The sequence below is a fragment of the Rhizobium sp. CC1099 genome, assembly GCF_029714385.1.
In the GTDB taxonomy this organism is placed as follows: domain Bacteria; phylum Pseudomonadota; class Alphaproteobacteria; order Rhizobiales; family Rhizobiaceae; genus Rhizobium.
Window position 1 is genome coordinate 471,098 of record NZ_CP121641.1, and the last position, 13,580, is coordinate 484,677.

At 58.4% G+C, this 13,580-nt stretch carries 8 protein-coding genes, 1 tRNA gene and 1 pseudogene; 6 read left to right on the forward strand and 4 right to left on the reverse strand.

All coding sequences use genetic code 11. From position 1 onward, the window contains the following. The first annotated feature begins 62 nt into the window (after positions 1-62). The 5 genes from QA644_RS02330 (at position 63) to QA644_RS02350 (ending at position 7,577) form a co-directional block, all read left to right on the forward strand. Entirely contained in the window at positions 63-1,730 is a 1,668-nt protein-coding gene (locus QA644_RS02330; protein ID WP_283070904.1) for an arylsulfatase, read from the forward strand. Positions 1,731-1,899: 169 nt separating this feature from the next. Further along, complete coding sequence (locus tag QA644_RS02335; protein ID WP_283070905.1) at positions 1,900-3,516, forward strand: arylsulfatase; 1,617 nt, start codon at positions 1,900-1,902, stop codon at positions 3,514-3,516. Between the two features lie 69 nt (positions 3,517-3,585). After that, positions 3,586-4,599: an HAD family hydrolase gene (locus QA644_RS02340; protein WP_283070907.1), complete on the forward strand. Its 1,014-nt coding sequence runs from the start codon at positions 3,586-3,588 to the stop codon at positions 4,597-4,599. A gap of 273 nt (positions 4,600-4,872) precedes the next feature. Then, on the forward strand, positions 4,873-7,071 hold the full coding sequence (locus QA644_RS02345; RefSeq protein WP_283072436.1) for a tetratricopeptide repeat protein: 2,199 nt from the start codon (positions 4,873-4,875) through the stop codon (positions 7,069-7,071). A 197-nt stretch (positions 7,072-7,268) separates the two neighbouring features. Then, entirely contained in the window at positions 7,269-7,577 is a 309-nt protein-coding gene (locus QA644_RS02350) for a hypothetical protein (RefSeq protein ID WP_283070909.1), read from the forward strand. A 789-nt stretch (positions 7,578-8,366) separates the two neighbouring features. Here QA644_RS02350 and QA644_RS02355 read toward each other — a convergent pair. From QA644_RS02355 to QA644_RS02365, 3 genes are all read right to left on the reverse strand, one after another. Then, complete coding sequence (locus QA644_RS02355; protein ID WP_283070911.1) at positions 8,367-8,684, reverse strand: hypothetical protein; 318 nt, start codon at positions 8,682-8,684, stop codon at positions 8,367-8,369. Beyond that, positions 8,681-9,868, reverse strand: a complete 1,188-nt coding sequence (locus QA644_RS02360) for an adenylate/guanylate cyclase domain-containing protein (RefSeq protein ID WP_283070913.1) — start codon at positions 9,866-9,868, stop codon at positions 8,681-8,683. The genes QA644_RS02355 and QA644_RS02360 overlap by 4 nt, the downstream gene beginning before the upstream one ends. A gap of 1,569 nt (positions 9,869-11,437) precedes the next feature. After that, positions 11,438-12,637, reverse strand: coding sequence for an IS256 family transposase (locus QA644_RS02365; protein ID WP_283070916.1), 1,200 nt, complete (start codon positions 12,635-12,637; stop codon positions 11,438-11,440). A 403-nt stretch (positions 12,638-13,040) separates the two neighbouring features. On the opposite strand from QA644_RS02365, the pseudogene QA644_RS02370 reads away from it, so the two are divergent. Then, a pseudogene (locus tag QA644_RS02370) lies at positions 13,041-13,229 on the forward strand (site-specific integrase); the annotation flags it as partial. Between the two features lie 90 nt (positions 13,230-13,319). On the opposite strand, the gene QA644_RS02375 reads toward QA644_RS02370, so the two are convergent. Further along, positions 13,320-13,393 (reverse strand) — tRNA-Gln (locus QA644_RS02375). Positions 13,394-13,580 lie beyond the last annotated feature (187 nt).

Below are 13,580 nucleotides of genomic sequence, written 5' to 3' on the forward strand. Positions count from 1 at the left end.
GTTGCCGTCGTGCGTTTGGATGAATCATCGTTCAGCCGGAAATCACACGGGAGGAACTCAAGATGAAGCGCAGGATAAGCTATGGAATTGGAGCAGTGGCTGCTTCAACCGTTTTTTGGTCTACAGCATCGCCCCTGCACGCCCAGGAAGCGCCAGCAAAGCCCAACATTCTGTTCATCGTTTCGGACGACACAGGCTACGGTGATCTCGGGCCCTATGGCGGCGGGGAGGGCCGCGGCATGCCGACGCCGAACATCGACAAGCTGGCGGACGAAGGCATGACCTTCTTTTCCTTCTACGCCCAGCCGAGTTGCACACCTGGCCGCGCCGCGATGCAGACCGGACGTATTCCAAACCGAAGCGGCATGACGACGGTTGCCTTCCAAGGCCAGGGTGGCGGCCTGCCTGCAGCTGAATGGACATTGGCGTCGGTGCTGAAGCGCGGCGGCTACCAGACCTATTTCACGGGCAAGTGGCACCTTGGCGAGGCAGACTACGCGTTGCCGATCGCGCAGGGCTATGACGAAATGAAATATGTCGGCCTCTATCATCTCAACGCCTACACCTACGCCGATCCCACCTGGTTCCCCGATATGGACGCGGAAACTCGGGCCCTATTCCAGAAGGTGACGAAAGGCTCGCTGTCCGGCAAGGCTGGCGGCGAGGTTAAGGAAGATTTCAAGATCAACGGCCAGTACGTCGACAAGCCCGTGATCGACGGCAAGCCGGGTGTCGTAGGCATCCCGTACTTCGATGGTTATGTCGAGAAGGCGGCGATTGAATTCCTCGATGCGGCCGCCAGCAAGCCGGATCAGCCGTTCTTCATCAACGTCAACTTCATGAAGGTGCACCAACCAAACCTTCCAGCCCCGGAGTTCCAGCACAAATCCATCTCGAAGAGCAAGTATGCGGACTCAGTCGTGGAACTCGACACCCGTATCGGCAGGATCATGGACAGGCTGCGCGAAACCGGCATGGACAGGAACACGCTGGTTTTCTATACGACTGACAACGGCGCCTGGCAGGACGTCTATCCGGATGCCGGGTACACGCCCTTCCGCGGCACCAAGGGCACCGTGCGCGAGGGCGGCAATCGTGTTCCCGCGATCGCCGTATGGCCTGGCAAGGTCAAACCTGACGTCAAGAACCACGACATCGTTGGCGGTCTCGATCTGATGGCGACCTTCGCCGCCATCGGCGGGGTGCCGCTGCCCGACAAGGACCGCGAAGACAAGCCCATCATCTTCGATAGTTACGACATGTCGCCGATCCTGCTCGGCAACGGCAAGTCGGCGCGCAAGGAATGGTTCTACTTTACTGAGAACGAATTGACGCCCGGTGCCGCGCGCGTCGGCCACTACAAGGCCGTGTTCAACCTGCGCGGTGACAACGGACAGGCGACCGGCGGCCTGGCCGTCGATACGAACATGGGCTGGAAGGGTGCCCAGTCCTACGTCGCCATCGTACCGCAGGTGTTCGATTTATTGCAGGACCCGCAGGAGCGCTACGACGTATTTATGAACAACTATACAGAGCACACCTGGTCCCTAGTTTCCATTTCCGCGGCGATCAAGGACCTTATGAAGACCTATGTCCAGTATCCGCCGCGCGAGCTGCAGAGCATGGGCTACGACGGCCCGCTCGAGCTCTCCAAGTACCAGATGCTGCAGTCGGTACGGGATCAACTCGAGAAGCAGGGTGTCAACATTTCCGCTCCGACCGGAAACTAGATGCCTTTGGCGGCCCTGGAGAAAGCCGGGGCCGCCGGCAGGACTCTACAGTCCAAGCGACCCGATTGCTGACCGGCTCAGTGCGAAATTGGGCGACGTGGCAGTTGGGCAGTTTCAACGAGGGCGCAGGTCGCCGGTCTGCCTCGGGCAGTTGGGAGGAATTTGAACAATGTATAGATTTAAAGACGCCTGGCTTGGTCTTTTGGGTTCGGCTTTTGCCGCGATAGCAGCGATCGACCCCTTGGCGGCACAGGAAAAACCCAACATCGTCGTCATTATGGCAGACGACGTCGGCATCTGGAACATCGGCGCCTATCACCGCGGCATGATGGCCGGGCGCACGCCGAACCTCGACAAGATCGCCGCCGAGGGCATGCTGTTCACCGACTATTACGCCGAGGCGAGCTGCACGGCTGGTCGCGCGGCCTTCGTTACCGGCGAGCTTCCAATCCGCACCGGCATGACCACTGTCGGTCAAGCCGGTGCCACTGTCGGCCTGCCGGCAGAAGCAATGACCATCGCGACGGCGCTCAAGGACTTGGGCTACGCCACGGGGCAATTCGGCAAGAACCATCTCGGCGACCGCAACGAGTACCTGCCCACGGTCCACGGCTTCGACGAGTTCTTCGGCTATCTCTATCACCTCGATGCCATGGAAGACCCGTCGCACCCGAACTACCCGCAGGATCTGCTGGACAAGGTCGGCCCACGCAACATGATCCACAGCTTTGCCACCGAAACCGACGATGCAACGGTAGACCCGCGCTGGGGCAAGGTCGGCAAGCAGAGGATCGAAGACGCCGGCACTCTCTATCCGGACCGGATGGAGACTGTGGATGAAGAAATCCGCGACATCGCGTTCAAGTGGCTCGACAAGGCGAAGGCGGACAACAAGCCGTTCTTCCTGTGGCTCAATCCCACGCGCATGCATATCGTGACCCATCTGTCGCCCAAATACGAGGCTTTGCGCAATTCAGAGAACGGCTGGTCGCTTCAGGAAGCGGGCATGGCCCAGCTCGACGACATAGTGGGCGCGACCATGCAGAAGTTGAAGGACATGGGCGTGGACGACAACACGATAGTCGTGTTCACGACCGACAATGGGACCGAGACCTTCACCTGGCCCGACGGTGGCAACACGCCGTTCAGGGGGCAAAAAGGCACCGTCTATGAAGGCGGCTTCCGCGCGCCCGCAATGATACGCTGGCCCGGCAAAGTGCCTGCCGGCTCGGTCGAAAATGGCATCATCTCCGGCCTCGACTGGTTCCCCACTTTCGTTGCCGCTGCCGGCAACCCGAACATCAAGGAGGAACTGCTGAAGGGCAAAACTATCGGCGACAAAACCTACAAGAACCATCTCGACAGCTACAATCAGATGGACTTGGTCACCGGCAAGGGACCCTCAGCCAGGCAAGAAGTCTTCTATTTTGGCGAGAGCACTCTCGGAGCGGTGCGCGTGGGCGACTACAAGTATCGTTTCATTGACCAGCCCCATGGTTGGATCGGCGTCAAGAACCAGCTCAACGCACCCAACCTGACAAACCTGCGCCTCGATCCTTTCGAGCGTTTTGGCGATCCGGAAAACGGCACGCTGGATGGCGCGCAAGGCTCTTTCATGGGCTGGTTCGTGTATGAATTCTGGCGGTTCGTGTTCGTCCAGCAAGAGGTGGCTAAGCTCGCCCAGACGGCAATCGAGTATCCGCCGCTGCAGAGGGGCGCAAGCTTCAACCTCGACGCTGTGAAGGCGCAGATCGAGGCAGCAGTCAAGCAACGCCAAGGGCAGTAGCACAGTGTCAATCTGCGCGGCTGATCGCTCCTTGCGATCGGCCGCCAACATAACAATACGGAGTCTCCCATGCTCGCGAAGTATGATCTCCCCCAACTGATCCGCCGCGTCATACTGGCTGCCGCCGCGGCTCTGCTCGTCGCCCCCCTCGCTCTCGCCCAGACCGATCCTCTTCCCTCCTGGAGCGACACCGCCCCGAAGGCGGGCGTCGTCGCCTTCGTCGAGAAAGTGACGAAGGCGGGTTCGCCCGAATTCGTCCCGGAATCCGAGCGCATCGCCGTGTTCGACAACGACGGCACGCTTTGGGCCGAGCATCCGATGTACACGCAGCTCGCCTTTGCGCTCGACCGCGTGAAGGTACTTGCACCGGCGCATCCGGAATGGAAGGACACGCAGCCGTTCAAGGCGGTGCTCGAAGGCGACATGAAGATGCTTGCCGCATCCGGCGAAAAGGGCCTCGTGGATCTCATCATGACGACCCACGCGGGAATGACCAGCGACGACTTTAAGAAGGTCGTTACCGATTGGCTTTCGGGTGCGCGTGATCCGAAGTTCAAGCGCCCCTACACCGAACTCGTTTATCAGCCGATGATCGAACTGCTCGCCTATCTTCGGGCCAACGGCTTCAAGACCTTCATAGTCTCGGGTGGTGGTGTCGAGTTCATACGGCCGTGGGCGGAGCAAGTCTACGGCGTCCCGCCCGAGCAGGTTATCGGCTCGTCGATCAAGACCGAGTTCAGGATGCGCGACGACACGCCGACCTTGTACCGCCTGCCGCAAGTCAACTTCATCGACGATAAGGCAGGCAAGCCAGTTGCGATCAACGAGTATATCGGCCGCCGGCCGATTGCCGCCTTCGGCAATTCCGACGGTGATCTGGAAATGCTGCAATGGACGACGATGGCCGGTGGGCCTGCGCGTTTCGGCATGCTCATTCATCACACAGATGCGGAACGCGAATATGCCTACGACCGTGAAACTGAGTTCGGCCGCCTTGACAAGGCGCTTGATGCGGCAGCGATCACCGGTTGGACCGTGGTCGACATGAAGGCCGACTGGAAGCGGATTTTCCGGGAGAAGTAGCAGTGCGTATCCGCTGATTTTCAGCGGGGCCCTTGTGGGGTGCCATTCACGATGGGAGGTTTGGTGAAGGTAGGTTCGATGAAAGCGGCGCGTTTGTCGGCAAATCCTTCGTCCAACGCCTTTGATCGCGCGTTGTCGCCCGATGCGCGAGTTCTGCCAGGACGGTGGATGCGGAACGTTCGATTGCATTTTCGCATCGGGCGCACTGCAATTCTCCACGCAGCTTTTTCGCTGTGCCTGCCTACGCTCGCCGGACAGACCCTTGCGGAGGAGATGGCTCCGGCATCCGCCGCAGATCCGCGAATTTTCATCCACGACGGATTCGTGGACGAAAAGACCTGTGCATCCTGTCATGGCGCACAGGCTGCCGCCTTCGCCAAGTCGCACCACGCCAAGGCGATGGCACTCGCCAATGACAGAACGGTGCGGGGCAATTTCAACGATGTCCGGTTCCATCACGACGGCATCGTCACGAGCTTTTCTCGCCGCAGCGGCCGCTTCTTCGTCCGGACCGAAGGGCCGGATGGCAAGCAGGAGGAATTCGAGGTCAAATACACCTTCGCCTATGCGCCTCTGCAGCAGTATCTGGTCGATCTGGGCGGCGGCAGGCTGCAGGCTCTCGACATTGCCTGGGATACCAGCAAGCAGGAATGGTTCTGGCTTGGCGAAGGCACGCCGCCAAAACCGGGCTCGACATATCATTGGACAGGTCCGTTCTACCGGTGGAACCGCACCTGCATCGACTGTCATTCGACCGATCCCCGTCGCAACTTCCAGCCGGAGACGAATGACTATAAATCGACCTATGTCGCGACCAGCATCGGCTGCCAGTCCTGCCACGGCGCTGGTGCCAAGCATGTCGAGTGGGCCGGGGCAAGGTCGAAAGGTGCTTCCATGCCCGTCGCTCCCGGCCTGGGGCTATCGCAGGTCGACGTGAACACCTGCTTCGGTTGCCACTCGAGGCGGATCAAGCTTGGTGACGGCTATGCTGCTGGGAAGCCATTTCTTGATTATCTTTCGCCGGCGTTGCTCCGTCCGGACCTCTATTTTCCTGACGGACAGATTCTCGACGAGGTGTTCGAGTATGGCTCCTTCCAGCAGAGCAAGATGGCAAGAGCGGGCGTCACCTGCCTCGATTGCCACAGGCAGCACGAGGCAACGTTGAAGGCGGATGGCAATGCCTTGTGCACGCAATGCCATACCGAAACCGCGCCGGAGCGGTTCGCCAAGAATGACCCGAGCGGCGTGTTCGATACCCCGGCCCACACTCACCATCCGGCCGGTTCGAGCGGCGCGCTGTGCGCCAACTGTCACATGCCGCAGCGCACCTATATGAAGGTCGATCCGAGGCGCGACCACTCCTTCGTGATCCCGCGCCCTGATCTCTCCACCGCTTATGGAACGCCGAATGCATGTACGACGTGCCACGAGGGCAAAACCAATGCCTGGGCGGCGGAGAACATGGACAAGTGGTACGGCACCGGTTGGCGTGCGCGCTCGACGATCGCGCACGCTTTCGCCGCGGCCGCCAGAAGCGATCCGGCTTCGATCCGGGCCCTGCGCAAGCTTGTCGTGGACAAAGAAAATGCTGGCATCGTCAGAGGCAGCGCGATCGCGCAGATGAGCCGCATCGGCGGAGCGGACGTCGTCACTGACATAAAAGTGGCCGCAGGCGACTCCGATCCTCTGGTCCGGCTGGGGGCGGCGGAGGCGGCCGGCAACGTGCCGCCCGAGTTTAGATTGGACGCTATCGGCAAGCTGCTCGGTGATGAAACCCGCGCTGTACGCGTGGCTGCAGCGACGGCACTCGGCAGCACACCGTCGCTGGATCTCCTTGGCGATCAACGAAAGAGCTTCGACGCCGCCGCCGAAGACCTGCGTGCCTATGTCGCGGCCAACGCCGACGTCGCCGAGGCACAGAACAACTACGGAACCTTCCTGTTCGGCCAGCGGCGCGCCGGAGAGGCGGAAAAGGCGTTTCGCCGGGCGATCGTGCTCGACCCGGCGCTTGCGGGTCCGCATATCAACCTCGCCGAACTCTACCGCGCCAAGGGGCAAAACGACAAATCGGAACGCGCCTACGCCGAAGCCATCGCGATCTCGCCTGATCACGCAGATCTGCGCTACGGACACGCGCTGTCGCTCGTTCGCGAGAAAGCAATGCCACAGGCGATCCGGGAACTCGATGAAGCCATACGGTTGGATCCGGGAAATGCCCGGTACAAGACGACGCTTGCGATCGCACTCGACTCGCTCGGTCGGACGCAGGAAGCATTCGACCTGCTCGGTCGCGCGGTTGCGGGTGGAGAGCTCGACGCCGATCTGCTCGGCACCGTAGTCAGGTATGGACTGAAGCTCAGACGTTTCCCGGAGACACTGGAATATGCCGAGGCGCTGGCCCGCCAACGGCCGGACGATCCACAGATTGCAGAGCTGGTCAGACAATTGCGGGATGTAACCGGCACGAAATGATGTAAGGATACATACGGCCGACCAGTCGCCTCCCGCACGACCAAGTATTGCTGCGCTTCGGCCCCAATACTTGCTATTTGAAGAGAGCTGATTTTTCTTTGTAGGCCCGGCCATTCTCCTGATCGAGCTGCCGACCGACACGCGGAACAAACACGCCATCGCTTCATTTCTCTTCCACCAAAGATAAGGAAAGTGGCATGACATACGACCCAAACAACCCGAACGACCCGAACCGCCCGCTTAAACCGACCAGCGAGCCTGACCTACGCACCACACCGGCTCGCAACCGGCCCTCGTGGGGCGCTTGGATCGCCGGTATCGTGGTCTTCGCGATTGCGGCTTTCGCAATCGTAGAGTGGCTCGATGAGCCGGATACGGACCCTGCGACAACGGCTTCAACGACGAATTCGGAGCCTGCACTAGCACCGGCGACGCCGTCCGCGCCGGCTGACAACAATGCAACTCCGGCGCCAGCCACTCCTCCAGCGGCTCCGGCTCAGCAGTAGATTGTCCTTGACGGCTGATCACGCATGTACGGCGGGAATACGGGCCACCTTTTCAGATGGCCCGCTCAGTGCAAACATTTCCCGGTCTTTTGGCGATGGCTGCAGAGAGAGAGATACGGCATTGCGAGATAGTTCGCATGCCTGTCTGTTGCACGCGAGCAAATACGACCATTTACAGCACCGTGCTTTGAGCACATTCTTCGCCACGGGCTGTTTCTGCTCAGAGATGACCATAGCTTACGTCCAGAATATTAAATGCTACACCGATTATTGCTTGACCGATCGGTCAGCGCTATACCGGTTTGGCTTCAGGTCGACGATATACTCCGCCTTCGGTAAGCAAGGCCCAGACTATTCTCGCGGTCATATTTGCAACTGCGACAGCAGCGACTTTATAGGGCCGCCTGGCAACGAGAGTTTTCAGCCAGGGGATTGCGTTCCGGCCTTTTTTCGCCACGCGAACTACTGCCATAGCACCGAGCACGAGTAAGGATCGTAATGTCGGGTTGCCGCGCTTTGAAATTCTCCCGGGTCGGCTCTTGCCGCCGCTATCATGAGCTCTGGGCGTGAGGCCAAGCCATGATGCAAATTGCCTGCTAGATTTGAAAGCAGCAGGATCTGGTACCTATGCCTTGATCGTGGACGCCGTAACTTGTCCCACCCCTGGAATTGTCATCAAACGAATAACGTTGTTGTCTGTCTTGGACAACGAGGTGATGTCGCGTTCCAAGCGGGCAATTTTCTCTGTGAGCGCATCAACCTCATCCAAAATAGCGGAAACTGCATGGCCTACAGCAGAAGGGACGCGACCTGTTTGATCGCCGTCCAGGACCTGGCTAAAGCCTCTAACCGGACTGTACCGGTGCCGACAATCAGTCCGAATTCTGCCAGATGGCTTCGGATGGCATTAAAGGCCTTCGTTCTCTGTCGGATGAACAATGCACGCGTCTTGATCAAAACAGTCAGGGCCTGCTGGTCAGCCGTTTTCACAGGCACGAGACGCATTCCCTCTTGCAGCAACGGCGATGGCCAGGACGCCTTCGCGCCAAAAGCCGGCGACATAGGATCGCGACGGAAAAAACTGAAATATCGGACCGTCGTTTTCACTCGAGCCCGATCCACACAAAGCCGTCCTGCTTTCGGCAGGGGTATACGATCAGCTTTTCGCGGTTTTTCGAAATGTCACCCGTGTGTTCATAGCCCGGCGCAGTACCATCCTGCTGCAACTGCGCCCACTGCCTGATTTCGCCAGTAAACAGGTCGAAACAACTCTGATGCCAGCGGCAGACCAAGCCAAGATCTCCGGTGATCGTGCTCTCCATGTGTGGGAGCTTCAGCTTTTCGACCTGAGCGGAACTTCGGCGTTCGAAGAGCGGCAGATGAAGATGCGGGCAGGCATTGTTGAAGGCGCAATAGCTGTCGGATCCGCGAACGACGACGATATCGTAATCTTCAAAATCGAGAATCCGGCGTTCGTGGGGCTGCAGCTCGTCTTCGGCAAAAGCGCGAACCCAGTTCCTGCCGCCGTGACGGATGGTTTCGCGAGGCCCTTTGGCATTCAGCTTGGCGTCGATTTCGGGCTTCAGCCTGATGATTTCGAACAGGCTTGTGCGCTCGCCGGTACCGCGAAGGCGTACCCTGACGAAGTCCGCGACTTCCACCTGGTCGGCGATCTGGTCGCGGAGAGCCTCGGATATCAGCAGCCGCGTACCGGCATCTTTATTGGCGGCCTCGATCCGGCTGGCCAGATTCACCACGTCGCCGATTGCCGTGAGACGTTCGTGTCCAGCAAAACCCAATGTGCCGATGACGGCTTCGCCATAGTTGAGGCCGATACGAATATCGAAATTGATGCCATACATCGAGGCAAAGAACGGCTTCAAACGATCAACTGTGGCAAGGGTCTGAAGTGCGGCGTTCACGGAGCGGATTGGAGCGTCAGGCTGGTCGTCGACGCCGAATATTGCCATGAGCCCATCGCCGAGAATTTTGTCGATGAAACCGCCATTCTGCTCGATAATGTCACCGACCTGGGCGAAGTAGCGGTTCAGCAGATACATAACGTCATAGGGCGAAAGGCGCTCCGACAGCGCCGTGAAATCGGCGATATCGCTAAAGAAGACTGCAACACGCTTTGACTCGCCAGAACGCGTCCCAGCAGAACTGCAAAGTTGGCTGGTCATTATCATATCGGTTTCGTCCAACACCAGGCGTCGGACGCGAAGCTTGCCTTCCGGCCTAAGCTGACAGGCCAGCCGAACCTCATCCGTCAATCTCAACCGGTCCGCCATCAAGGTTTCATCCGGATTTCGGCCCGGGCAAGCCTCCAGGCCATCGAGAACCCAAACGCGGCATGTCGAGCATTTCGCCCGGCCGCCACATGCGTGGGCAAATGGCACACCCGATCTGAGAGCCGCCTCAAGCAAGGTCTCATCAGCGGCGACGTCGAAATCCACTCCGTCGGGTAAAGCGGTTACTTTGGTCATATTCTCGAACACAGGTGGCCAAGGTCGGCTGGTCCGCAGTGTAGCACGAATCGGCTCCTGCGGCCGAATCACGTACAGTTCCGGGGCCGCCGAAGCCGAGATGGTTCGTTGCCAAGACCACACCTTGAGCCTAGCGCACTCTCTCGGCCGGCCTCGAAGAGCACGACGCAGCGGTGTGATACCGCACCCCCGAGACTCTGACGCGATTATCTTCTGGTGCTATATGTTACAAGTGTTTGCCGCCCTGATGAATGAGCCTGAAATCCCCTATGTAAGTTGGAAACCCAAGGGCAGGAGTAAAATCAAGCTGTAGCTCTTGCCACATGGATGCTACATGCTCCAAAGAACGGCCATAAAACAATAATTTAGAATACGACTCGCAGATAGGTAATCCGCTTGTCTAGGCCATAGCCCGCACGGGAACCGTGCCTGACGCAGGCCCATCAACGCAGGCCCTCCCCAAAAGACCTTTTTGAAGGCTCTGACCCCTACCGGGGGGGTGGGTAAGCCGCTTGGCATGCACAGTGGTCTATAGCCCTTCTGACACTTGGAAGCTTTGGATCAAAACCCAGTAAATGCTGGTTTTATTACCCTTCCTTACCAACATCTTATCCCCGGTTATTTTTGGGAAAGTCGCGCAGTTGCTTGTGGAGAAGTCGGACAACGTGAGCGGCTGTGTGCAAAGCCGAGAATGTTGCCGAACTGCACTTGCGACTCACAGGCGTTCATCGTCATCTTGATGCAACCCAAAAGGAAACGCACATGGCTAGATACGCTGTCTATTTGAGGCGCCCGGTTGAACAGGTCGGACATCTGACAATCGAAGACAATCGTTCGATGGCCGATTTGGCAAACACACTTCAGAGCGTCGGCTATATCCTCACAGAGGAAGTCACGACATTGGGTGGAAGACCGGCCAGAGCGAAGCAGTCAACGATATTCCTCCGCGACGTAAGCCGGATTCACCCAGAATAATGAAAGCCTCTCATGCCGTTCGTTCCTCAGAACCGGCATCGGCAACCTCGGGGGACGAAAGGTGGAGAAACAATTCCGCAGGACTGGGTTGCCACATGGCAACGAGCAGCGCTGCACGCTCTATTTCTATGAAGATGAGGGCCTGCTTCACAGTCCGGATCTACCGGACATCATCCATCAATGGCGTATCGTACGAGGAAGACCCACTTGAAATCTTTCTCAAAGAGGCCCGGCTTCAAAATCGAGAAACGCGCTCTGCGTAGCCTCCTACAAACTATCTCTGGATCAATGCAAAAGTGGGGTTCATCTGTCGGTAGAAAGCCCACTGAGATCGTGTCCATGGAAGTGGTGTAGCTCGCGGCTGATGGCCGTGCTTTCCGACATAGGGCCGGAGGGATATCAGCGTGCCACAGCGGGCAGACTGATTTGGGGATCATCGCTCATTTGCGCCATGGTCTCAAGTGTCAGGTATCTGGCGCGTTGGACGGCCCATTCATCATTCTGTTCGAGCAGCAGTGCGCCGACGAGACGGACGATGGCTTCGTCGTTCGGAAAGATGCCGACGACCTCGGTGCGTCGCTTGATCTCGCCATTGAGACGCTCGATTGGATTCGTCGAATGCAGCTTTGCCCGGTGCTCTTTCGGGAAGGTCATGTAGGCGAGCACGTCCTCTTCGGCATCGTCCATGATGGTGGCGAGCTTCGGCACTTTCGGCCTGATCTGATCGGCGACGCTGCGCCATTGAGCGCTTGCTGCCTCCGGGGTCTCCTGGGCAAAGGCCGTTGCGATGAAAGCGGATACGACCCGCCTGCCGCTCTTTCCGGCATGTGCCAGGACGTTTCTCATGAAGTGAACCCGGCACCTCTGCCAGGTGGCGCTGAGAACCTTGGTGACCGCGGCCTTGAGCCCTTCATGCGCATCGGAGACGACGAGCTTGACGCCCCGCAGACCCCGGCGTGTCAGCCTGCGCAGGAATTCCGTCCAGATCGGCTCAGCTTCGGACGTGCCGACTTCCATACCCAGAACCTCACGCCGCCCGTCGCTGTTGACACCGACGGCGATGATGACGGCGACGGAGACGATGCGACCACCACGCCGGACTTTGAGGTAAGTCGCGTCGATCCAAAGGTATGGCCAATCGCCTTCGATGGGACGATCGAGGAACGCCTTCACCTTGACGTCGATCTCTTCGCACAGGCGGCTCACCTGGCTCTTGGAGATGCCGCTCATACCCATCGCCTTGACGAGATCATCGACTGAGCGCGTCGAGATGCCTTGGATATAAGCCTCCTGGATAACAGCCGTCAGAGCCTTCTCCGCCATCCGACGTGGTTCGAGGAAGCTCGGAAAGTAGCTGCCCTTGCGCAGCTTGGGAATGCGAAGCTCGACCGTTCCGGCTCGCGTCTCCCAATCCCGATCACGGTAGCCATTGCGTTGAGCGAGCCGCATCGGGTTCTTCTCGCCGAAGTCAGCGCCGGTGGCTCCGCCAACCTCCAGCTCCATCAGCCGCTCGGCTGCAAAGCCAATCATCTCGCGCAATAAATCGGCATCGGCGCTCTTCTCAACAAGCGAGCGCACGTTCATCATGTCATTGGTCATCGGTGGTCTTTCCGTCAGGTTGGTCTTGAACAACCCGACCCTACCGGAAAACACTGATGGCCACCTTACTCCTCAAAACCTACACCACGTGCCGGGACACGATCCCCACTTGAGACATGACAAAGCTAACCGTAGCTAAAAGACGCAATCTGATGGGCGAACTCGAAGACTGCCACATCAGCCACGCGCCCTCCTCATCAGTCTATCTCTGCCCCGAGTGCAACCGCTACGTCCGTCCGTACAGCGACTACCGCGGCGCTCCTCGGTCCAAACACATGACGCGATCGCCGAAGTGCAGCTACTCTCGCCCACATGGCCATTGAAGGTAGGGACAACGCAAACGCCAAAACTGCTAGTCTTTTCATCCGATATCCCCCGGTTGCGGTTGATATAGGGCACCGAATCTTGGTGCATCAATCGAAAAGTGGACGGCGGCTTAGAACTATCTGCGAAGATGGTTCAGGAGCGTATGGGCCACAGCAATATCGCTCAGACCCTCGACACTTACTCGCACTTGTTCCCGTCGCAAGACGATTCAGAAGCTCTGGCAGAGGCTGAAAAGGCTTTGTTAGGTGGGTTATGTTCAATTTGATGCGCGACATAAAACGCCAAAAATGCGACACAAAACTGGATGGGGCAGCAACACTGTCCCATGTTTCTATATGTTTTTCAAAGGGTTGATTGGCTGGGGAACCTGGATTCGAACCAAGATCGACGGAGTCAGAGTCCGCTGTTCTACCATTGAACTATTCCCCAGCAGGGCGCGGCCGGCAAAGCGGCTCCGCTGGTGTGCGGCGCTTATAAACAAAAGCCGGAGGAATGCAAATACTGTTTGGAAAAATTTTCTGCACCCTAATCGGGTGAGGTTGAGCGGGTCTCGATTTTTGAATCCAAAAAGAATTTGGCGATTTTGCATCGCGCTGGTATTCTCGCGGCAACGCAA

Bases quoted from the DNA above. Each gene is read 5' to 3' on its own strand.
- QA644_RS02330 (WP_283070904.1), top strand. From the start codon at position 63: ATGAAGCGCAGGATAAGCTATGGAATTGGAGCAGTGGCTGCTTCAACC.
- QA644_RS02335 (WP_283070905.1), top strand. From the start codon at position 1,900: ATGTATAGATTTAAAGACGCCTGGCTTGGTCTTTTGGGTTCGGCTTTT.
- QA644_RS02340 (WP_283070907.1), top strand. From the start codon at position 3,586: ATGCTCGCGAAGTATGATCTCCCCCAACTGATCCGCCGCGTCATACTG.
- QA644_RS02345 (WP_283072436.1), top strand. From the start codon at position 4,873: ATGGCTCCGGCATCCGCCGCAGATCCGCGAATTTTCATCCACGACGGA.
- QA644_RS02350 (WP_283070909.1), top strand. From the start codon at position 7,269: ATGACATACGACCCAAACAACCCGAACGACCCGAACCGCCCGCTTAAA.
- QA644_RS02360 (WP_283070913.1), bottom strand. From the start codon at position 9,868: ATGGCGGACCGGTTGAGATTGACGGATGAGGTTCGGCTGGCCTGTCAG.
- QA644_RS02365 (WP_283070916.1), bottom strand. From the start codon at position 12,637: ATGACCAATGACATGATGAACGTGCGCTCGCTTGTTGAGAAGAGCGCC.